We start from the raw sequence: 20,668 nt of genomic DNA, 5'->3' as shown, positions 1-20,668 counted from the left end.
GTTTGGTGGCGGTGGAGCGGGGCGCCCGGGCGCCCCGCAAGGTCATCACGCTAGTGCGTTTCCGGCAAGCCCGGCAACGGCTTTCTTAGCTCTTGCGCCAGATGTCGTAGACGCGCGGGAAGCGGAACATCTTGAAGTTCTCGATGTTGGCGCGCAGGCCCTGCATCTGCCCGGTATCGCCGAGCTTGACGATGCCGAAGAACTCGTACAGGCGCTTCTGGATCTTGGCGAAGGTCGCCTTGCGAATTTCGGGCGTCTCGCCGCTGATGAGTTCCTTGTAGAGCGCTTCGAGCTCGGGATCGTTCTTGACGAAATGCGGGCGCTTGCCGGTCAGCGTCGCGGTGATGGCGACCGGCCCGAGATAGGGCTCGATGCCCATCGTCAGCGTCCAGCCGTTCCAGCCGGTGTCCTGCAGGCGCACGTTCAACGCCGTCGGCCAGTCGACCTGGTTGATGACGACGTTGATGCCGGCCGCCTTGAGCTGCTCGGCGATGACCACCGCCGCCTTGCCGTGGAACGGGATGGAGTTGTCGGTGAGCAGGCTGAACGGTGCGTTGGTGTAGCCGGCCTCCTTGAGCAGCGCCTGGGCGCGCGGGATGTCGGCCTTGTTGTAGTAGTCGACGGCGCCGATGTCGCCCACGTCATAGGGCGAGTCCGGATAGGCCCAGCCGCCGTTGAGACCGAACAGGCCCTCGGAGGCGATGCCCATCACCTCTTCCATGTTGAGCGCGACCTGGATCGCCTCGCGGAATTTCGGGTTGTCGGTCGGCGGCGCATTCATGTTGAGGATGAAGGTGCCGAAGGCCCATTGCAGGTTCTGCTGCACGGCGATGTCGGGCGAGTTGGCGAGGCGCCGCGCGGCGGGCACCGGCATGGTCTCGACGATATCGACCTCGCCCGCCTCGAGCGCGGCCACCTGGGCGCCGGGCTCCGGCATGACGCGGAAGGTTGCCTTGTCGAAATAGGCCGTCTTCTTGCCGCCGAACCCGTCGGGACCGTCATAGCGGGTGTCCTGGGTGTAGTCGGCGAACTTTTCGAGCGTCACATGGCTGTCGGGCACATAGTCGGTGATCTTGTAGGGGCCGGTGCCGACGAGGCTGGTCTTGCCGGCCTCGGCGGCGGCATCCTCCTCGGGGATGACGACGGCGGGGGCGCGCGGCGACGAGAAGGCCTCGAGGAAGGTCGGCGTCTTGGCCTTCATGTGGAAGATGATTTCGTGGTCGTTGACGACCTCGAAGCTGTCGACCGGGTCAAGCAGATTGGCGGTCGCGCCGACCTTGCGGTAGCGCTCCATCGACGCCTTCACGTCGCTGGCCTTCATCTCGTCGCCATTGTGGAATTTCACGCCCTGGCGGAGCTTGAAATTATAGGTCAGCCCGTCGGCCGAAATGTCCACGCCCTGGGCGAGGATCGGCATCGGATTGACCTTTTCGTCGAAACCGTAGAGCGTTTCGTAGACGTTCATGGTGATATTGCGTGACGCGCCCGAGGAGGTGGCCATCGCATCGAGGCTCGGCGGATTGGAGCCCTGGACGACGATCACTTCCCCTCCGGCGACCTGGGCCTGGGCGCTGCCGGTCCCGAATGCGGTCAGCGCGACGATGCCGGCGGTGCCTGCCACCAGAAACTCGCGGCGCTTCATGCCTGTTTTTTGCTCCGACATGGATTCCAATCCTCCCTCTTGGATGGCTTCAGATGCAGATGAAATGTGCTAGCGGCTTGTTCCGAACGTCTCAGATCAGCTATATCGGCAAGCTGCGATCGTATATGGTATAATAGTATACGATCCTAGCGCCACTGACTTGTCAAGGACATTGCCGAGATGCCGCTCGAAGGTTCTCCCTCATCGCCTAGTCGCATCGCCGGGCTCGCCCCGCTCGCCGCGAAAAGCCTGGTCAATCAGGTCGTCGATGCGATCGTCGAAGCCACAGCTAAGGGCATATTCCTGCCCGGCGACCGCATCGTCGAAGCCGAGGTGGCGCGGTCGCTGAATGTCAGCCGCATCCCGGTGCGCGAGGCGCTCCGCCTGCTCGAGAGCCAGGGGGTCGTCGTTTCCGAGCGCTATCGCGGCATGAGCCTGATGAGCGTCGACATCGACCGGCTGGAAAAAATCCTCAAGGTGCGGCTGGCGCTCGAAAAGCTCGCCGGCGCCGAGGTGATGGCCAAGCTCAGGACCGATCCCGACGTGCTCGCCCCGCTGGAGCAGGTACTGGCCGACATGCATGCGGCCGGTGCTGCCGAGGACGGTTTCCGCGTCGCCAGCCTCGATACCGAGTTTCATCTGTGCCTGTGCCGACTCTCCGGCAACGAAGTGCTGGTGCGCACCATCGAGCCGCTGTCGCGGCAACTCACCATCATCTTCGGCCTGTCGACCATGAAGAAGGGCGTGCAGAGCATCGTTGCCGAACATGACGAGGTCATCGCCGCGCTACGCGCCGGCGACCAGGCGGCCTATGACGAGCTGATGCAGGTGCATATCCTCGATTACTCGCGCGCCGTCGACTACGAGCATCTGGTCGAGCAGCTCCGCAAGCTCGAGCGGCGCAAGAAAGCCGGCTGACCATCTCGGCGTCCACCGCCACCTCGCCGCAAAGTCGGGTCAGCGGCTTGCAAATCGTATAATAGTATACGATCATGCTTCGAGGAGCTGGAGAGGAGGGCTGCGCCAGATCATGCCGATTGTCGAGCCGTCTCCTCCCGCCGAAGCCCTCCTGCTCGAAGTCGAAAACCTCGGCATCACCTTTGGCAGGACGCGCATCGTCACCGATGTGAGCTTTTCGCTGGCGCAGGGAGAAACGCTGGGGATCGTCGGCGAATCGGGCAGCGGCAAGTCGATGACGGCGCTGGCCCTGATGCGGCTGCTGCCGCCGGGCGGCAGCTTCAGCGCCGACAGGTTGCGCCTCCTCGGCGAGGACATCACCAACGCCGGCGAGGCACGACTCGAAGCGTTGCGCGGCGCCGCCATGGGCATGATCTTCCAGGAGCCGATGACGGCGCTCAATCCGGTGCTGACCATCGGCGAGCAGTTGACGGAGACCGTGCGGCGCCACACCAGAGCCAACCACCGCGAGGCCCGCGATCGCGCCATCGAGGCGCTGCGCCGGGTCGGCATCCCATCGCCCGAGCAGCGCCTGAGCGACTATCCGCATCGTTTGTCGGGCGGCATGCGCCAGCGCGTGATGATCGCGATGGCGCTCATCTGCCGGCCGAAACTGCTGATCGCCGACGAGCCGACCACGGCGCTCGACGTCACCATCCAAGCGCAGATCCTCGATCTGATGCTCGACCTGCAGAGCGAATACCGCATGGGCATCATCTTCATCAGCCACGATCTGCGCGTGGTCTCGGCCTTCACCGACAAGGTGCAGATCATGTATCTCGGCCGCATCATGGAGGCCGGCCGGGCCGGCGCCGTCTTCGACACGCCGCGCCATCCCTATACCGAGGCGCTGCTCGCCTCCATTCCACCCATCGACCATGACGAGCCCCGCCTCAAGGCCATCGAGGGCACGGTGCCGCCGGCCATCGCCGCCCCGCCGGGCTGCCCCTTCGCGCCGCGCTGCACCTATGCACGGCCGGCATGCAGCACCGCAGTGCCGCCGCTGGTGGAGCTCGGCGGGTCGCACCGTGCCGCCTGCATCCGCAACACCGGCTACGAGTTCCGCGCGGTGGCGTCATGAGCGCCCCCGCGAACGCCGCCGAGCCGCTGCTGCGGGTCGACAATCTGAGCAAGACGTTCCCGCTTTCGCGCAAGAGCTTGTTGGGCGAGCGGCGGTTGCTGCGCGCCGTCGACGATGTGAGCTTTTCCATCGCGCGGGGCGAGACGCTCGGGCTTGTCGGCGAGAGCGGCTGCGGCAAGACCACCACGGGCCGGCTTGTTTTGCGCCTGATCGAGCCCACCGGCGGCGCCGTGCTGTTCAAGGGCATCGATGTGCTGGACCGCGGACCAGCCGAGATGCGCGCCCTGCGCCGCGAGATGCAGATCATCTTCCAGGATCCGTTCGGCGCGCTCAACCCGCGCATGACGGCGGGCGAACTCATCATCGAGCCGCTGGTGATCCACGGCGTCGGCGATTCCGTCTCGCGCGAGCGGCGGCTGCGCCGCCTGCTCGATCTGGTCGGGCTGACCACGCATCATGCCGGCCGCTTCCCGCACGAATTCTCGGGCGGGCAGCGCCAGCGGCTCTGCATCGCCCGCGCCCTGTCGCTCGAGCCGGCCTTCCTCGTCTGCGACGAGGCCGTCTCGGCGCTCGACGTGTCGGTGCAGGCGCAGATCCTCAACCTGCTGCAGGACCTGAAGCGCGAATTGGGGCTCACCTACCTGTTCATCTCGCACGATCTGGGCGTCGTACGGCATATCGCCGAGCGCGTGGCGGTGATGTATCTCGGCCAGATCGTCGAGATGGGGCCGCGCCTCGCCATCTTCGAGCAGTCGGGGCATCCCTATACGCAGGCGCTGCTCAATTCCGTCCCCTCGGCCGGCAAGGGCCGACGTTCGTTCTTCACCGTCAAGGGCGATGTGCCCAGCGCCATCGACCCGCCGAGCGGCTGCCGCTTCCACACGCGCTGCCCCATCGCGCGCCCGATCTGCAGCACGACGACGCCGCCGCCGGTAGCCCTGGGGCCGGGCCACACGGCCGCCTGCCATTTTGCCGCGCCCGGCAATGCCAGCCGCCCGCAGTAGCCTTTCGGCCTGCTGCGCGCGGCCGGAGCGATAGCCTACCGGCTATAGATCGTCGCTCCAGGAGTGAACTTCACATCGGGATCGAGCGGATAGATCGGCCGCGCACAGATGGTGTGGCCGAGGCTCTTGAGATCGGCCGACGTCGCTCCGGGCGCATCGATGTTGAAGTTCTTTTCCGCCCACGCCTCGAACATGTGATGCTCGCAATGCGGCGACTTCACCACGATGAGGTCGAAGTCCGGCGGGTTGCAGCCATTGGCATAGTACATGGCGCGGTCGAACAGGCTTACCGACGTCGACAGCACCACCACGGTGAAATTGTCGAAGGTCAGCACCGCCGTGGGGCCGGCCGTCAGCGGCGTCTTCATCGTCTCGAGCCGGGCGTTGCCGTCCGACAGCAGCTTGACCTGCGCCTTGACCGGCATCGGCGTGTAGCGCTTCGGATCGTGGTAGCCGCCCAGCGTCACCTCGATCGTGGCGCCAACGCCGGCAGCGTGCGCCGCTGCCGCGGCGCGCGGATCGACGATCTGCGCCAGCACGCGGCCGCCATAGCCGGCAGTGCGCAGCGCCGCGATGACCGCGTTGGAATCCCCCGTCGCGCCCGAAGAGGTTGCATCCGCCGCATCGGTGAAGATCACCGGTCCGCGCATGGTCTTGGCCTGGGCGATGGCGCGCCCGAGCGGGATGAGCTTGCCCTGCATGCGGAAGCGCTGCGGCCAGAATTCCTCGGCCAGCCGGATCGCCTCGCGCTCGGCGGTTGCCCTGTCCCCATTCGTCGATACGATCACCTGCGAGCACAGCTCCGGCACGTCGGTGAACGGGTTGCCGATCATGATGCCGGCGGCCAGCGCCGTGCCGTCACGCTCGATGCGCTGGCACTCGCGAATCATGTCGCCATAACAGCCGGTCGCGGTGACGAGCTCGTCGCCACGCACCAGCGCCGGAATGACGACGCGTGCCATCAGCGGCTTTACGCCCTCGTCGACAATCTTGAGCAGCAGCTTCGCCGCGCGCACGCCGGTGTCGCCGAAATCAACGTGCGGGTAGGTGTGGTAGAGCGTCAGTCCATCGATCTGCTTCAGCATGCGGTCGGTCAGGATGCCGTGCAGATCGAGCGAGATGACGATCGGCGTGTTCGGCCCCGCCAGGCGGCGGATCTCGGTCAGCAGATAGCCTTCCGGGTCGAGCTCGCCGTCGGCGGCCATCGCGCCATGCAGGCAGGCGTAGACGGCGTCAGCCTCGTCGATCTGGGCCGCCACCGCCGCCAGCACCTGTTTCGACAGCCTGGCCCAGCCGTCGGCCGACAGCAGCCCGGCGCTTCCCGCCGCCGCGAGGATGGTGGGCAGCACCTCGATATCGGGCCGGGCGTCGAACACCGAAAACGCTCCGCCCAGTTCGGTGTTGAGCCCGCGATGCCGCAGCAGCGCGTCACCCTCGAGGATGTGGAAATTGTCGTAGCCCGATGGCAACGGGTTGAAGGAGGAAATTTCCTGCTTCACTTCGAGTATCAGGATCTTCATTTACGGCCCCTCCCTCAGGACCAGTCGTCGACATGACCTTGGTATCACCACGGCGGCCGCGTCGGGTTTCCGCAGATATCCCGCTCGCGACGCCTTGAATCGTATGATTGTATACTATATCGCTTTGCGTCAATGGGCTCAGACCTTCGGAGGAACATCCTAATGCCGTTGTCATCGCGGGACGCCATCGCCCCCCTGCGGATCACCCGCATCGTCGCGGCGCCCCTGTTCGGCGAAAGCCCGAAGGGGGGCTGGTCGTTCGAGATCAAGGCGGAGGACTCGATCCACGCGCTCGTTGCCGTCCACACCGACGCAGGCATCACCGGCTATGGCAGCTGTTTCACCGACGGCAGGCTGGTCGAGGCGGCGCTCGAGGTGCTGGAGCCGCTCTATCGCGGCGAAAACGCCCTCGAGCCGGAGCGCGTCGCTGAAAAGCTGCGGCAGAATACCTTCTGGATGGGACGCGGCGGCACCCTGACGCACGCCATTTCCGGCATCGACATCGCCCTGTGGGACATTCTCGGCCAGGTTACGGGCCTCTCCATCGGCCGGCTGCTGGGTGGCAGGCATCAGGACCGCGTCATGCCCTATTGCTCGCTGCTCATGGACGAGCCGGCGCGCCTCGCCGACGAGGTCACAGTCTGGCGCGAGCGCGGCTTCCGCGCGTTCAAGATCGGCTGGGGACCCTTCGGCCGCCGCAACGATTCGCGGCTCGACGAAGCCATTGTCAGCGCGGCACGCGACGCGCTGCCGCCGGGCGGTCGCCTGATGGTCGACGCCGGGGCAAGCGACGCCTATTGGCCCAACGGGCTCAAATGGGCGCTGCGCACCGCCGACATGCTCGCCGCCTACGGCGTCGAATGGTTCGAGGAGGCCCTGCCGCCTGACGCCCTCGAGGATTTTGTCACGTTGCGCAACATGAGCCGGGTGCCGATCGCCGGCGGCGAAGTGCTGACGCGCCGGCAGGCGTTCATGCCCTTTCTCATGCGCGGCGCCTTCGATGTGGTGCAGCCCGACGTCACCAAGGTCGGCGGTCTCTCCGAGCAGCGCCGCATCGCCTGGATGGCGCAGGATTTCGGCATCCGCTATGTGGGCCATGGCTGGAACACGGCGCTCGGTGTCGCCGCCGATCTGCAGCTGGCCGCGGCGCTGCCCAATGTCGATCTCGTCGAATACATCGCAGGCTCTGCCTATGTGGACAACATCATGGCGACGCCGTTCCAGCTCGACGCCGACGGGATGCTGCCCATCCCCGATCGGCCCGGCCTCGGTGTCAGTCTCGACCGCGACCGCGTGAGCCGCTACTCGCCCCACGCCGCGCGGCTTTTCGACGCCTGAGCCGTCGCGCAGCAGCCATGTCTGGCGCCGTTACGGCGTCACGGCTGCGAAATTCTCGTCCAGCCAGGTGCCGGGAGTGACCAGCAGTCTGCCGGCCGTGTCGTCCTGCTCCCGGTTCTGCGCCTCCATCTGCGGGTGCGCGGAATCGAGGGGGACATAACCGATCACCCTGCGCGTGTGGTCGATGTCCCAGCGCATGCCCAGATTGTTCGACATGAGATAGACGACGGCATAGCCGAAGGGCGGCGCCTCGATCGATTTCTCGGCGGCCTGGAGCATGTCGCGGTTGGACAGCCACATCGATTGCCCCCAGGCCCCGATCGCCATATGCGGCCCAGGCAGGTTCTCGCCGCGCTGGAAATAGCCGATCCGCCACGCCAGAAAATCGGCGCCGGTCTCCTCGTGGAAGGCGCGTCCGACCTGCTCGCACATGAGCTTGGAGATCCCATAGGGGCTGAGAGGCGCCGGCGGCAGATCGACGGTCACCGGGCCGGTCTTTAAGCGATAGCCCAGCATCACCTGGTTGGTGCTGGCGAACACCACCCGCCTGACGCCGGCCTCCTTCGCCGCCCGCAGCACGTGCTGGGTCGCCCCGACATTGTCGCGCAGCACGCTCGCCCAATTGGCGTTGCCGTTAGGGTCACCCGCCAGATGCAGCACCACATCGACGCCGTCGAAATGGCGCACCCAGGCATGATCGTATTCGGCGAGATCGGCCCCCAGCACATCGCCCTCGGCCCGCCGGTCCAGCAGGCGAAGGTTGTACTTCCCCTCGCGCCTGAGATGCGCGGCGAGCTTGGCGCCGATGTTGCCGGCTGCTCCCGTAAGCAGAACCGTCCGCTTCATCATCGTGTGGTCCCCGTGGCGTATCCGCCGCTCCATGCCAGCGCAGACGCCGGCAAAAGTCCAGCGCCACGCGGCTATATTGACATACAGTATACCACATGCAGGTACTGGCAGTGCTGGATGTCACCGCCCCACCAGCAGGGCGATACACAGCATGCATAGCGCATCGCGAATGGGGATACGGCGACGGCAGATGAAGATCTTTCCATGCCAGCAATAGCGTCCCGCCCGAGGCGTTCGCCTGCCGGGCGAGCGGAACGCGCGCGATCGCTGCGCGCCGAGACCACCCTACCCCGTTCGGCCCTGTCCCCCATTCAGCGGGGCAAGACGACCGCCGAAGAAGTCGAGGAACGCCTGATCCTTGCAATCGCACGCGGCGACAAGGCCTCGGGCGAGCGCATCACCGAAGCCGAAATTGCTGCGGCGCTCAATGTGAGCCGCGTCCCGGCGCGCGAAGCGATGCAGAAGCTGCATCTGCGCGGCATCCTCGTCGGCGGCCCGCAACGCGGCCTGCGCGTCGCCGACTACGGCCCGCGCCGCATGGCCGAGCTGCTCGAGCTGCGGCACGCGATCGAGCGGATATTCTTCCTGCACATCCTGCAGGAGAAAGAGGGCCGGGCGGCCTTGCTGGCGGAGCTCGAAGACATCATGGCGCGCATGCGCGAGCTTGCCGGGTCCGGCGATCCGATCGCCCTGAGCGCGGTCGATCTCGACTTCCATCGCGCGATCGCCCGGCATTCCGGCAACGTCTTCGCCACCCAGATCTGGGAAGGCCTGGCGATGCATATGATGATCGTCTTCTGCCGCGACTGGGAAATCGCCTCCGACAGGACGGGCGAGGTCCGGCTGCACGAGAAGCTCGTGCAGTTCATCCGCAAGGGCGCGGTCAAGGATATCGATCGCGTGCTCACAAGCCATTTCACCGACCCTCCCACGCGCAACGCCAAAGCCACGAGCTGACCCGCCGGCCAGGCCGAGGCGCAGCTTGAAACCGATCTTGGTATACTGTATGCAATTGGGCGCAACAGCAGCGAGGCAGCCGAGATGGTTGCGCTCAGGGGCGCAGGCCTGCTGACGTTTCGCAGGAGCCAATGCATGACCCAAATCGAATGCACCATCGATCTCGCCGGACCGGGCCGCCAGATCGGCTACCTGCACTTGCCGGCCGATCCAGACGCCGGCGCCACGCGCGTCCCGATCGTCTCGATCGCCAATGGCGCCGGTCCCACTGTGCTCGTCTCGGCCGGCAATCACGGCGACGAGTACGAGGGCCAGATCGCCGCGCTTCGGCTGATCCGCGAGATCCAGCCGGCGCAGGTTTCGGGCCGGATCATCGTGGTTCCGGTCGTTTCCACCGAAGCGTCCCGCAGGCACAGCCGGTTCTGGCCGTCGGGCGCAAACTTCAACCGCTCGTTCCCCGGCAATCCCGACGGGCCGCAGAACGAAAAGCTCGCCTTTTTCTTCTCGACCGTGCTGTTTCCGGCTGCCGACGTCGTCATCGACATGCACTCGGCCGGGGCCTCCGGCTGGATCGTTCCGTGCGCGCATATGTGCGTGCCCAAGGATCGGGGGCAGCGCCGGCTGATGCTCGAGGCGATGGAGGCATGGAACTCGGACTTCCATTTCTTCTACACCTCCGCGGGCAACTACCTGCCCAACGAAGCGGAGCGGCAAGGCAAGATCGTCGTTACAACCGAGCTCGGCGGTACGACTCGCATTCCCGTGGCGGTGCAGGAGATGGCCTGGGCCGGCCTCACCAATGTTCTCCGCCATGTCGGCGTCCTCGAGGGCGAGGTCGTGACCCGCGCCTCGCTCGGCCTGCCGCCCGCGACGCTCGTCGACTGCCGCTTCGATGACGGCCATGTCGGCGACGTCCGCAGCGGCCTCTTCGACAGCATCGTCGCGCCGGTTTCGGGGATCTTCGAGGTCATGGTCGAGCCGGGAAGTCCGGTGGCCAAGGGGCAGCCCATCGGGCGCATCTGGTCGCCGCAGGATCCGGCATCGCCGCCGACGGAACTGGCATCGCCGGTCACCGGCTTTCTCATGGGGCTGAAGACCATCCCCACCGTCGAACAGGGACAGAGCCTGGCGCTCATCGGCCCCCGGATAGAGCGCGACGCCCTGCTTGCGGAGCCGTGACCCAGGGCCAATTGGCGCGCCGCTCGCACGACGCCTTGGCGCGTCGATGCGAGCCGTTCAGAACGCGACGGACGACAGGATGGCTTGCTGGCGGTGGGGCGTGATCGTATTACGATCCGCGTCACCAACGGACTCGCGCAGCCAGCCCCATGCCGAAAAAGGCCACGACCACACCAGCCCCCGAGGCCCCTGCCCCGGTGCCGCGCTGGGCGAAAGCGCGTCCGCAGACGATGGTCGATCATGCCGTGGCCGCGATCATTTCCGGCGCGACGCGCGGAGTCATCCTGCCTGGCGACCGCATCGTCGAGGTCGAGCTGGCCCGCGAGATGGGGATCAGCCGAGTGCCGATCCGCGAGGCGCTCCGCATCCTGGAAAGCCAGGGCGTGGTCACCAGCGAGCCGTACAAGGGCATCCGCCTCATGGAGGTGAGCCATGCCCGCATGGAGCAGGTGCTGGACGTCCGTTCCAATCTTGAAATCCTGGCGGCGCGGCGCGCGCTGGAGGCCGGCCGCAACAACAAGGCCGGCATCGCCACGCTGCGGGCCGCGCGCGACGAGCTGGCGCTGGCCGCCGGGCGCCGCGACGTCTACGGCTTCGCGCTGGCCGACGCTGCGTTCCATCGGGCCCTCTGCGCGCTGGGTGGCAATCCGGTGCTGTCGACGCTGTGGGAATCGCTGGCGCGGCAGGTGACGATCATCGGCGGCCTCGCCACGCTGGGCAAGCCGATGCCGGCGATCGTCAAGGAGCACGACCTGCTCATCAAGGTTTTCGCCCGCGGCGACATCGACGACATGGCGCGCGAGCTGCACGAGCATATCGTCGTCATGTCGCGCGACCTCGACTACGATGCGATCGTCGCCGCGCGGCTGCGGGAGCGCGACAGCAAGCGCTGAACGAACGCCCGAGCGGATGAGTTGACATCCTCACGTTTGGTATACAATTATACATTCTAACGAGAGGAGAGAGGTCAATTGGCGCAGTTGCACGTGGATCCGACGCGGGTTCGCAATCCGATCGACTTCGGCAAGGCCGGACGGCAGGCCGGCTACCTGAAGGCGCCGCTGAGCCGCGACAAATCGGGCTGGGGCGTCGTCGAAATTCCGGTGATTTCCGTGAAGAACGGCACCGGCCCGACGGTGCTGCTGACCGGCGGCATCCATGGCGACGAATATGAGGGACAGATCGCCATTTCGCGCCTCGCCGCGACGCTGCGGCCCGAACAGGTGCAGGGCCAGGTGATCATGATCCCGGCGTTCAATATGCCGGCGGTGATGAACGACACCCGGCTGAGCCCGGTCGACGATCGCGACATGAACCGCTGCTTCCCCGGCAATCCCAAGGGCACCTTTTCGGAGATGCTCGCGCACTTCCTCGACGGCTATGTGCTGCCCGGAGTCGATGTGTCGGTGGACATCCACACCGGCGGCCATTCGATGGATTCGGCGCTCTCGACCAACATGCACTACGTCGCCGATGCAGCGATCCGCGACAAGACGATGGCGGCGGCGGCAGCGTTCGGCGCCCCGTTCAACTCGGTGTTCTGGGGCGTAGACGAAGGCGCCACCTTCACCTCCTGCGTCGAGCGTCGCGGCGCCATCTCGCTCGGGACCGAACTGGGCGGCTATGGCCGCGTCAATGTCGAGGGCGTGCGGATCGCCCGCCGCGGCGTCGACAACATCCTCAAGCATTTCGGCGTGATCGATGGACAGGTCGACACCGCCCAGCGCGATGGCTCGCCCGGCACCCGCCACATGATGGTGCGCGACATGTCGTGCTACGCCTTCTCGCCGGCCAGCGCGCTGTTCGAACCGACCCATGTCGCCGGCGACGAGGTGCGCGCCGGCACGCCTTGCGGCTGGCTGCATTTCGTCGAAGATGTCGACCACGCGCCGATCGAGGTGCTCTACCCCAAGGACGGCGTGCTGTGGATGGCGGTCGCGCCCGGACGCGTGACCCGCGGCGACCCGCTGGCGGTCGTCATGTCCGACTATGACGACAAGCTCGCGGCCGGCTGAGGCTAGATGTTCGTTCTGATCGCCGAATGCATGCGGGGACCTGACAAGCCCCTTGCTTCGCGCTCCGCGATTATTCCCGGCAGCGGGCGCCGTCGCCCGGGCTCAACACCAACGCCATCTCGGCACGCAGGACCAACAAGGACCAAATGAAAGTCGACAGCGTAGATTTCTTCTATCTCGCCATGCCGCAAGTGACGACCGCCGCCGACGGCAGCCAGGACGCGCTCGTCGTCCGCGTCACGGCCGGCCCATATCAGGGCTGGGGCGAATGCGAAGCCTCTCCCCTGCCCTCGATCGCGGCGTTCGTCACCCCGATGTCGCACGGCGCCTGCCGCCCGGTTTCGGCCTCGGTGCTCGGCGCGACGCTCGATGGTCCAGACGATATCCGCCGGATGGCCGCGACCATCGCCTACAACAGCATGGACCTGCTGCAGGCCGCCCATACCTGGTCGGGCATCGAGATGGCGATGTGGGATTTGCTGGGCAAGGCCCGCGGCGTGCCCAGCTATCAGGTGCTCGGATATGCCAGGGCTTACCCCAAGATTCCGTATGCCTCGGTGCTGTTCGGGGCGACGCCGCAGCAGACGCTGGAGCGGGCCCGGGAGAACCGCAAGGCGGGCTTCCGCGCCGCCAAATTCGGCTGGGCCCCCTTTGGCGAGTCGCTGGCGGGGGACATCGCCCATCTCGAGGCGGCGCGGGAGGGCCTCGGGCCGGACGGCATCCTGCTGATCGACGCCGGCCAGGTGTTCAACGAGGACGTCGAGGCGGCGGCGGCGCGACTCGCGGCGATGGAGCGCACCAAGGTCACCTTCTTCGAGGAGCCGTTCCACGGCTCGGCCTATGCCGCTTATGGCCAGCTCGCCAAACGCAGCCAGACGGTGAAGCTCGCCGGCGGCGAGGCGGCGCATAACCGCCACATGGCGGAACACCTCATCGATTTCGGCGGCGTGGGCTTCATCCAGATCGATTGCGGCCGCATCGGCGGCATCGGCCCGGCCAAGGACGTCGCGGACTACGCCGCCGCGCGGGGCGTGACCTACATCAACCACACCTTCACCTCGAACCTGGCGCTGAGCGCCTCGCTCCAGCCCTATGCCGGGCTCGAGACGCACACGATCTGCGAATACCCCACGGGGCTGCAGCAGCTCGCCCGCGACCTGACGCGCAATCACATCACACCGAACAGCAATGGCGAGATCGTGCTTCCCGACGCTGCCGGCCTCGGCATCGAGATCGATCCGGATGCCTTGATCCGCTACCGCGTCGACGTCGAAATCAAGGTGAGCGGGAAGACCATCTTCTCGACACCCAGTTACTGAGCGGGCGCAGCCGGCATGCCCACACCGCTCCTCGATGTGCGCGACCTGACCGTGAGGCTGGCCGTCGGCCGGCGCCAGGCCGCGCTGGTCGATGGGCTTTCGTTCGGCGTCGGAGTCGGCGAAGTGCTCTGCATCGTGGGCGAATCGGGGTGCGGCAAAACCCTCACGGCGCGCGCCGTCATCGGACTCACCCGCTCCAATCCAAGCTTTTCCGTCGCCGGACAGATCGTCTTCGAAGGCGAGAATTTGTTGCAGCTCGACGAGCGCGCGCTGCGCCGGGTGCGCGGCCGGCGCATGGGGATGATCTTCCAGGACCCCATGACCTCGCTCAATCCGCTGCATCGGATCGGCGAGCAGCTCGGCGAAGTGCTGGCGCTCCATACCGACCTCGATCGCGCGCAGCGCCGCGCGCGGGCGATCGAGCTGTTGACGCAGGTTGGCCTCCCCAACCCGGAGCGCCGCATCGATGACTATCCGCACCAGTTCTCCGGCGGCATGCGGCAGCGCGCCATGATCGCGATGGCGCTGGCCTGCTCGCCCGCCCTGCTGATCGCCGACGAGCCGACGACCGCGCTCGACGTCACCACGCAAAAGCAGATTCTCGATTTGATCCTGCGCCTCAGGACCGACTATGGCATGGCCGTGGTGCTCATCACCCACGATCTGGGCGTGGTCGCCGAGATCGCCGATCGGGTGATGGTGATGTATGCCGGCGAATGCGTCGAGACCGGCAGCGTCCGCGAGGTGTTCCGCCATCCCCGCCACCCCTACACCTCACGCCTGCTCGCCTCGATCCCGTCGGCGACCCGCGCGCGCAGCGACGAGTTGCCGAGTATCGACGGCGCTCCGCCCATCCTGACCCAGGGCCGGCCGCCCGGCTGTGCGTTTCAACCCCGGTGCAGCCACGCCTTCGCGGCCTGCGCCGAGCACCCGCCGCTCGTTGCGGCTCCCGACGATGCAACACATTTCGATCGCTGCTGGCTGCCCGACGAGATCAAGCGGCGCGACCTGATGCCCATGCCCGCGGTGGCCTCATGAGCGCTGCGCCCCTGGTCCGCATCCAGCATCTGACCAAGCATTTCAACGTGCCGGGCAGCTGGCTCGCGCGGGGCAAAGGCAAGGTGCACGCCGTGGACGACGTCTCCTTCGAGATTTTCGAGGGCGAGACCCTCGGGCTCGTCGGCGAATCCGGTTGCGGCAAGTCCACCCTGGCGCGCTGCGTGGTTCGCCTGGTCGAGCCGGATGGCGGCGCCGTGCTGTTCGACGGCGAGGATATCACGCATCGCTCGATGCGTTCGCTGCGGCCGCTGCGCCGCCGCTTGCAGCTCATCTTTCAGGATCCCTATGCCAGCCTCAATCCGCGACACCGCGTCAGCCGCATCCTGAGCGCGGCGCTGCAATTGCGCGGCTCGGGCGGGCAGCGCGGCGAGGCGATGAACGAGCTGCTCAGGCGCGTCGGCCTCGCGCACTATTTCGCCGAGAGCCTGCCGCGCGAGCTGTCCGGCGGGCAGCGCCAGCGCGTCGGCATCGCCCGCGCCCTCGCCCCCGAGCCCCGCCTCATCGTCGCCGACGAACCGGTGTCGGCGCTCGACGTGTCCGTCCGGGCCGGCGTACTCAACCTGCTGCGCCGGCTGCAACGCGAGCTGCGGCTCACCATGCTGTTCATCTCGCATGATCTGGGCGTGATCCGGCACGTCTCCGACCGCATCGGCGTGATGTATCTGGGCAAGCTCGTCGAGCTCGCCGACGCGGACGTCTTCTACGACCAGCCCCTCCATCCCTATTCCGAAGCCCTGCTGTCGGCCATTCCGGTGCCCGATCCCGAGGCGCGCGCCACGCGGCGCCAGATCGTGCTCAAGGGCGACGTGCCGAGCCCGATCGCGCCACCCTCCGGCTGCCGCTTTCATCCGCGCTGCGCCTTCGCGCAATCGATCTGTGCGACACAGGAGCCGCCATTGCGCCAACATCTGCCGGGGCGGCTGGCCGCCTGCCATTTCCCGCGGCTTCCCGAAAGCCGGGCCGACGCGACATGAGCAAGGCCGACGCAATCGCGCTTGACGCACTAGAAATGGTATACAATGCTACAATTTCTGTTGGTCTGAAACTGCATCAGGGGAGACATGCGATGCACCGAGAAGATCCCAGCAAAGACCGCCGCGACGGACCTGCCATCATGAACCGGGCGCAATTCCTGCGGCTGTTCGGCAGCGCCGCGGCGCTGTCCGTCGTGGCCGGCGCGGTGGGCCTGCCACAAGGCGTACTGGCCGCCGAAGGCGGAGACCTCGTCGTCGGCATCTCGAGCGACATCAAGACGCTCGATCCGCAGATGTCGCCGCTCGACGTGTTCCGCCACACCATCCGCTCGACGGTGTTCGAAGCGCTGGTCTACATCAATCCGGACACGCTGAAGGCCGACCCGATGCTGGCCGCCTCCTGGGAGACGTCGGCGGACGGTCTCACCTGGACCTTCAAGCTCACCCCGAACGTGACCTGGCACGACGGCTCGCCGTTCAAGGCCGCCGACGTCGTCTATTCGATCAAGCGCGTGCAGGACAAGGCGACTGGTAGCCCGTTCGCGCCGCAGCTCGTTGCCGTGACCAGCGCCGAAGCGCCGGACGACGGCACCGTGGTGATCAAGCTGGCGAACACCGTTCCAGGTCTGCTGGCCAATCTGGCGGTCATCCAGATCGTCAACGAAGCCAGCATCGGCAGCATCACCACCAATCCGATCGGCACCGGACCGTTCAAATTCGGCGAATGGGCGCCGGGCGACCACATCCGCGTGGAGAAATATGACGGCCACCGCGATGCCGCCAAGATCGCGGCGATCGAGTGGCGTATCGTACCGGACTCGCAGGCTCGCCTCGCCGGGCTGCAGGACGGCACGCTGCAGATGGTGGCCCTCGTCGAAGGCAAGGACGTGCAGCAGGCCAAGGGCATCGCGGGTATCGAAGTGGTGCAGACCAAGCCCTACGTGCTGTACGAGAACTTCAACATCAACACGACCAAGAAGCCGTTCGACGACAAGCGCGTGCGGCAGGCGCTGGCCTATGCTTTCGATCGCGACAGCTACACCAAGACCATCTGGTTCGGCCTTGCGCGCCCGACCATCAACCCGGTGCCGCCGGAGATGCCCACCTATCTGCCGGATTCGGCCAATCAATATCCGTTCGATCTCGACAAGGCCACGGCACTGCTCGCGGAGGCCGGCTTCACCAAGGACAACCCGCTCAGCATGGAGATCATCACGCCATCGGGCTTCGACTCGCTCAAATCCATGGCGCTGGTGCTGCAGGACAATCTCAATCGCATCGGCCACAAGGTTACCGTCGGCGAGCTCGACGTGACGGTATGGATCGACCGCATCCTGACCAAGCCCGACTACGACGTGACCACCAACAACTACAACACCGGCCCCGAGGATCCGGCGAGCATGTTCAATTCGCCCAACCTCGCGCCGGCCGGCAATGTCAGCCTGTGGAATCCGCCCGGCTATGCCGACCTCGTCGCCAAGGCCGCGGCTGAAATCGATCCAAAGAAGCAGGTCGATCTCTACCAGCAGCTGCAGAAGCTCCTGCTCGATGAGATGCCGCAGCTGACCGTCGACCACCTGCCGCTGTTCTTCCTCGGCGCCGGGGATGCCGGCAAGGGCCTGGTGATCGGCCCGAGCGGCATCGACAAATACAACGCCATCTAGTCCTAGTGACGAACAGGGCGGCGGCCCGCCGGCCGCCGCCGACGGACGGAGAGCATGGCAGGCTACATCTTCGGGCGGATTGTCGGCGGGTTCGTGACCCTGTTCTGCGTCAGCGCCCTCGCCTTCTTCGCCACGGCCCTGGCGCCGGGCAATCCGGCAGCCGTGCTGCTCGGCACCATGGCGAGCCCCGAACGTGTCGAGGCCGTCAACAAGCTCATGGGCCTCGATCAGCCGCTGCCGGTGCGCTACGGCATCTGGCTGCGCGAAGTGGTCCAGGGCAATCTCGGTGCCTCCAATCTGAGCTTCCGGCCGGTCGCCGGGCTGATCGGCGCGGCGCTGCCGGCAACGCTCGAGCTTGCCGCCCTCAGCCTCATCCTTGCCGTGCTGATTTCGATTCCGCTCGGCCTGCTGCTGGCCCAGCATCCGAACCGCTGGTGGACGCGGCCGCTATCGGGATTCGTCACGCTCGGCATTTCGGTGCCGGGCTTCTGGGTCGGCCTGCTGCTGATCGTGGTGTTCTCGGTCTGGCTGCACATCCTGCCCTCGGGCGGGTTCGTGCCGATCAACCGCAATCTCGGCGGCAATTTGCGCTCGCTGATCCTGCCGACCCTGACCCTGGTGATCTACCTCACCCCGTCTCTGGTGCGTTTCGTTCGCGTCGCCGCCGCGACGGTGCTGCGCGAGGACTATGTCGATACGGCCCGCGCCAAAGGCGCCGGGCTGGGGCGGATCATGCTGCATCACGTGGTGCCGAACACGCTCATTTCCACCCTCACCTATATCGGGCTGCAACTGGGCCTGCTGATTTCGGGCGCCATCATCGTCGAGATCATCTTTGCCATTCCCGGCATCGGCCGGCTGGGCATGAGCGCCGTGCTCAACCGCGACTATCCGGTGATACAGGGCGTCGTCCTGGTCGCTGCGGCGGGGTACGTTCTCGTCAATCTTCTCGTCGATCTTGCGTATTCACTGATCGATCCACGGGTGCGCGTCCGGTGACCGAGCTCTCCTCCACCACCGCGTCCACCCCGTCGGCGGTGCCGGCGCGCCGACGGCGTCAGGGCCTTGTGAGTTACCTCGCACGCCGCTCGCCCTTGGCGCTGCTGCTGGTCTCGCTGTTTCTGTTCGCTGCGCTGTTCGGGCCGCTGCTCGCACCGCATTCGATGACCGACACCGATTTGTCGCAGGCCAATCTGGCGCCGAATGCCGGCTATTGGCTGGGCACTGACGCCTTGGGACGCGACGTGCTGAGCCGGTTGCTCGGTTCGGCCGGCGTTGCCGCCCAGGCCATGCTGATCGTCGTGGCGATCGGCGGCGTTCTGGGTGCCGGCCTCGGCCTCGTTGCGGGCGGCCTCGGCGGGATCACCGACCTCGTCGTGTCGCGCGTCACGGAAATCCTGCAAGGCTTTCCGACGATCCTCATCGCCATCGTCATCGTCGCCTTGCTGAGTCCGTCGCTGACCAACGCCATGATTGCGGTAGGGCTCGCGGCCGTTCCCGATTTCGCGCGCATCGCACGCAGCGTCGCCATCCAGCTGCGGGACCGCGAATTCATTCAGGCTGCCCGCGGCCTGGGCCTGAGCGAGATCCGCATCCTGCTGACGGAAACGCTGCCCAACATGATCGGACCACTGATCATCATCGCCAGCTTCGACGGCGCGCAGGCGATCATGTGGGAAGCCGCGCTGTCCTTCCTCGGGCTGGGCGTGCAGCCGCCGGCCCCCTCCTTCGGCTCGATGCTGCGCGATGCCCAGAACTATCTGAACATCAATCCGTGGCTCGCCATCACGGTCGGCGTGGTGGTCTCGGCAATCATCCTCGGGCTCAATCTATTGGGCGACGCCCTGAGCGATTTCTACGAGATGTCGGAACGTTGACTCGACCGGCCTCGCGTTCCCTTCAGGAGATCATAGAATGAACCAGATCGATCTTGGCGGCTGCGTGGCCGTGGTCACCGGCGGTGCGCAGGGGATCGGCTTTGCCGTCGCCCACCGCCTGCTGCAGTCGGGCGCCAAAGTCTGCCTGTGGGACATGAACGAGGCTCTGCTCGCCGAGGCTGAAGCGAAGCTCGGCGCCGGCGTTTCGGGCATCGCCGTCAACGTCACCGACTACGAGGCCGTGGCAAAGGCCGCCGCCGCCGTCGAGCGCGACCTCGGCCGCATCGACATCCTCGTCAACTCGGCCGGCATCGCCGGCAAGAACGCACCGCTCGACGAATACGAGCTCGACGAATGGCGCCGCGTCATCGACATCGACCTCACCGGCACGTTCCACGTCAACCGCGCCGTGCTGCCCGGCATGAAGGCGCGCAATTACGGCCGCATCGTCAACATCGCCTCGATCGCCGGCAAGGAGGGCAATCCGAACGCCGCCGCCTATGCCGCCGCCAAGGCCGGCGTCATCGGCATGACCAAGGCGGTCGGCAAGGAATGCGCCAGGTACGACATCGCCATCAACGCCATCACCCCGGCCACCGCCAAGACGCGCATCCTCGACGAGCTCAAGCCCGACTTCATCGACTACATGCTGAGCCGCATCCCCCGCGGCCGCTTCCTCGAGGTCGAGGAGGCCGCCAGCATGGTCGCCTGGCTCGTCAGCCGCGAAAACAGCTTCACCACAGCCTCCGTCTTCGACCTCTCAGGGGGCCGCGCAACGTACTAGGGAGTGCAATGTGAGCAAGCGCTGGCGCGCATCCGTATCTTCGGATCAAGAGATCAGCTGTTGAAAGCTGCTTTGGACTGTGAATATCCGTCACCGGCCACGGTGCCCAATTTTGCCGAGAATTGGCGCGCCAGTCAGAATAATAATGTCCGCTAGCTACTATGTGATTGATATTACTAGATAATATTCTCACCTGAAGGACCGACGCCCACTTCTAGCCTGAGGATAGCATCGCCCCAGGCCCAGAAGCGGTCGGTCGCGCGCAGATGGCGGCTGCTTCTTGCGTCATGCCGTGAGCACGGTACATCCACGTGCCCCGACAGGCTCCAACACATTGCAGGGAGTGCGGCCTTGCCTGCGCAATGCTTTGCTCTCATTTGACCACGTTTGACGGTGCGTCGTTGCAGGACGAGCAGCCGCCATACATGGTGAGGTCGTCGGGCGAGGCC

General features: G+C 66.2%; 18 protein-coding genes. 15 read left to right on the top strand and 3 right to left on the bottom strand.

What is annotated here, in order from left to right; translation table 11 throughout:
* Positions 1–85: 85 nt before the first annotated feature.
* Positions 86–1,663, bottom strand: a complete 1,578-nt coding sequence (locus tag BGO82_RS11475; RefSeq protein WP_291305732.1) for an ABC transporter substrate-binding protein — start codon at positions 1,661–1,663, stop codon at positions 86–88.
* Between the two features lie 159 nt (positions 1,664–1,822).
* Between BGO82_RS11475 and BGO82_RS11470 the strand changes: the two genes are divergently transcribed.
* From BGO82_RS11470 to BGO82_RS11460, 3 genes are all read left to right on the top strand, one after another.
* Entirely contained in the window at positions 1,823–2,560 is a 738-nt protein-coding gene (locus BGO82_RS11470; RefSeq protein WP_291305731.1) for a GntR family transcriptional regulator, read from the top strand.
* 112 nt (positions 2,561–2,672) lie between these two features.
* Positions 2,673–3,680: an ABC transporter ATP-binding protein gene (locus tag BGO82_RS11465; RefSeq protein WP_291305730.1), complete on the top strand. Its 1,008-nt coding sequence runs from the start codon at positions 2,673–2,675 to the stop codon at positions 3,678–3,680.
* Positions 3,677–4,684: an ABC transporter ATP-binding protein gene (locus BGO82_RS11460; protein WP_291305729.1), complete on the top strand. Its 1,008-nt coding sequence runs from the start codon at positions 3,677–3,679 to the stop codon at positions 4,682–4,684. The genes BGO82_RS11465 and BGO82_RS11460 overlap by 4 nt, the downstream gene beginning before the upstream one ends.
* A gap of 35 nt (positions 4,685–4,719) precedes the next feature.
* Here BGO82_RS11460 and BGO82_RS11455 read toward each other — a convergent pair whose 3' ends face one another.
* Complete coding sequence (locus BGO82_RS11455) at positions 4,720–6,204, bottom strand: M81 family metallopeptidase (RefSeq protein ID WP_291305728.1); 1,485 nt, start codon at positions 6,202–6,204, stop codon at positions 4,720–4,722.
* A 162-nt stretch (positions 6,205–6,366) separates the two neighbouring features.
* Between BGO82_RS11455 and BGO82_RS11450 the strand changes: the two genes are divergently transcribed.
* Positions 6,367–7,542: a mandelate racemase/muconate lactonizing enzyme family protein gene (locus BGO82_RS11450; protein ID WP_291305727.1), complete on the top strand. Its 1,176-nt coding sequence runs from the start codon at positions 6,367–6,369 to the stop codon at positions 7,540–7,542.
* A gap of 30 nt (positions 7,543–7,572) precedes the next feature.
* Here BGO82_RS11450 and BGO82_RS11445 read toward each other — a convergent pair whose 3' ends face one another.
* On the bottom strand, positions 7,573–8,388 hold the full coding sequence (locus BGO82_RS11445; RefSeq protein ID WP_291305726.1) for an NAD(P)-dependent oxidoreductase: 816 nt from the start codon (positions 8,386–8,388) through the stop codon (positions 7,573–7,575).
* A 207-nt stretch (positions 8,389–8,595) separates the two neighbouring features.
* On the opposite strand from BGO82_RS11445, the gene BGO82_RS11440 reads away from it, so the two are divergent.
* The 11 genes from BGO82_RS11440 to BGO82_RS11390 all read left to right on the top strand — a co-directional run bounded on the left by BGO82_RS11440 (position 8,596) and on the right by BGO82_RS11390 (position 20,219).
* Positions 8,596–9,348 (top strand): GntR family transcriptional regulator, encoded by a 753-nt coding sequence (locus tag BGO82_RS11440; protein ID WP_291305725.1) that lies wholly within the window; start codon positions 8,596–8,598, stop codon positions 9,346–9,348.
* A gap of 135 nt (positions 9,349–9,483) precedes the next feature.
* Positions 9,484–10,527, top strand: coding sequence for a succinylglutamate desuccinylase/aspartoacylase family protein (locus BGO82_RS11435; RefSeq protein ID WP_291305724.1), 1,044 nt, complete (start codon positions 9,484–9,486; stop codon positions 10,525–10,527).
* A 149-nt stretch (positions 10,528–10,676) separates the two neighbouring features.
* Positions 10,677–11,420, top strand: coding sequence for a GntR family transcriptional regulator (locus BGO82_RS11430; protein ID WP_291305723.1), 744 nt, complete (start codon positions 10,677–10,679; stop codon positions 11,418–11,420).
* Positions 11,421–11,498: 78 nt separating this feature from the next.
* Positions 11,499–12,542, top strand: coding sequence for a succinylglutamate desuccinylase/aspartoacylase family protein (locus BGO82_RS11425; RefSeq protein WP_291305722.1), 1,044 nt, complete (start codon positions 11,499–11,501; stop codon positions 12,540–12,542).
* 146 nt (positions 12,543–12,688) lie between these two features.
* Entirely contained in the window at positions 12,689–13,861 is a 1,173-nt protein-coding gene (locus tag BGO82_RS11420) for a mandelate racemase/muconate lactonizing enzyme family protein (protein ID WP_291305721.1), read from the top strand.
* A gap of 15 nt (positions 13,862–13,876) precedes the next feature.
* Positions 13,877–14,899 (top strand): ABC transporter ATP-binding protein, encoded by a 1,023-nt coding sequence (locus tag BGO82_RS11415; RefSeq protein ID WP_291305720.1) that lies wholly within the window; start codon positions 13,877–13,879, stop codon positions 14,897–14,899.
* The gene (locus tag BGO82_RS11410) at positions 14,896–15,894 is read left to right on the top strand and encodes an ABC transporter ATP-binding protein (protein ID WP_291305719.1); all 999 of its coding nucleotides are present in this window, start codon (positions 14,896–14,898) and stop codon (positions 15,892–15,894) included. Before BGO82_RS11415 ends, BGO82_RS11410 begins: the two co-directional genes overlap by 4 nt.
* A gap of 92 nt (positions 15,895–15,986) precedes the next feature.
* Positions 15,987–17,558, top strand: coding sequence for an ABC transporter substrate-binding protein (locus BGO82_RS11405; RefSeq protein ID WP_291305718.1), 1,572 nt, complete (start codon positions 15,987–15,989; stop codon positions 17,556–17,558).
* 54 nt (positions 17,559–17,612) lie between these two features.
* A complete protein-coding gene (locus BGO82_RS11400; RefSeq protein WP_291305717.1) occupies positions 17,613–18,557 on the top strand; it encodes an ABC transporter permease in 945 nt (314 codons plus the stop codon).
* Positions 18,554–19,435 carry an ABC transporter permease gene (locus BGO82_RS11395; RefSeq protein WP_291305716.1) on the top strand — a complete coding sequence of 294 codons (882 nt, stop codon included), beginning with the start codon at positions 18,554–18,556 and terminating at the stop codon, positions 19,433–19,435. The genes BGO82_RS11400 and BGO82_RS11395 overlap by 4 nt, the downstream gene beginning before the upstream one ends.
* 37 nt (positions 19,436–19,472) lie before the next feature.
* Complete coding sequence (locus BGO82_RS11390) at positions 19,473–20,219, top strand: SDR family NAD(P)-dependent oxidoreductase (protein WP_291305715.1); 747 nt, start codon at positions 19,473–19,475, stop codon at positions 20,217–20,219.
* The last annotated feature ends 449 nt before the right edge of the window (positions 20,220–20,668 follow it).

The organism is Devosia sp. 67-54 (assembly GCF_001899075.1).
Taxonomy (GTDB): Bacteria; Pseudomonadota; Alphaproteobacteria; order Rhizobiales; family Devosiaceae; genus Devosia_A.
Note: the sequence above shows the minus strand (reverse complement) of the source record. Positions and strands in the feature narration are given on the sequence as shown.

Excerpts from the sequence above, each read along its gene's own strand:
- BGO82_RS11475 (WP_291305732.1), bottom strand. The coding sequence starts at position 1,663 with ATGTCGGAGCAAAAAACAGGCATGAAGCGCCGCGAGTTTCTGGTGGCA.
- BGO82_RS11470 (WP_291305731.1), top strand. The coding sequence starts at position 1,823 with ATGCCGCTCGAAGGTTCTCCCTCATCGCCTAGTCGCATCGCCGGGCTC.
- BGO82_RS11465 (WP_291305730.1), top strand. The coding sequence starts at position 2,673 with ATGCCGATTGTCGAGCCGTCTCCTCCCGCCGAAGCCCTCCTGCTCGAA.
- BGO82_RS11460 (WP_291305729.1), top strand. The coding sequence starts at position 3,677 with ATGAGCGCCCCCGCGAACGCCGCCGAGCCGCTGCTGCGGGTCGACAAT.
- BGO82_RS11455 (WP_291305728.1), bottom strand. The coding sequence starts at position 6,204 with ATGAAGATCCTGATACTCGAAGTGAAGCAGGAAATTTCCTCCTTCAAC.
- BGO82_RS11450 (WP_291305727.1), top strand. The coding sequence starts at position 6,367 with ATGCCGTTGTCATCGCGGGACGCCATCGCCCCCCTGCGGATCACCCGC.
- BGO82_RS11445 (WP_291305726.1), bottom strand. The coding sequence starts at position 8,388 with ATGAAGCGGACGGTTCTGCTTACGGGAGCAGCCGGCAACATCGGCGCC.
- BGO82_RS11440 (WP_291305725.1), top strand. The coding sequence starts at position 8,596 with ATGCCAGCAATAGCGTCCCGCCCGAGGCGTTCGCCTGCCGGGCGAGCG.
- BGO82_RS11435 (WP_291305724.1), top strand. The coding sequence starts at position 9,484 with ATGACCCAAATCGAATGCACCATCGATCTCGCCGGACCGGGCCGCCAG.
- BGO82_RS11430 (WP_291305723.1), top strand. The coding sequence starts at position 10,677 with ATGCCGAAAAAGGCCACGACCACACCAGCCCCCGAGGCCCCTGCCCCG.
- BGO82_RS11420 (WP_291305721.1), top strand. The coding sequence starts at position 12,689 with ATGAAAGTCGACAGCGTAGATTTCTTCTATCTCGCCATGCCGCAAGTG.
- BGO82_RS11415 (WP_291305720.1), top strand. The coding sequence starts at position 13,877 with ATGCCCACACCGCTCCTCGATGTGCGCGACCTGACCGTGAGGCTGGCC.
- BGO82_RS11410 (WP_291305719.1), top strand. The coding sequence starts at position 14,896 with ATGAGCGCTGCGCCCCTGGTCCGCATCCAGCATCTGACCAAGCATTTC.
- BGO82_RS11405 (WP_291305718.1), top strand. The coding sequence starts at position 15,987 with ATGCACCGAGAAGATCCCAGCAAAGACCGCCGCGACGGACCTGCCATC.
- BGO82_RS11400 (WP_291305717.1), top strand. The coding sequence starts at position 17,613 with ATGGCAGGCTACATCTTCGGGCGGATTGTCGGCGGGTTCGTGACCCTG.
- BGO82_RS11390 (WP_291305715.1), top strand. The coding sequence starts at position 19,473 with ATGAACCAGATCGATCTTGGCGGCTGCGTGGCCGTGGTCACCGGCGGT.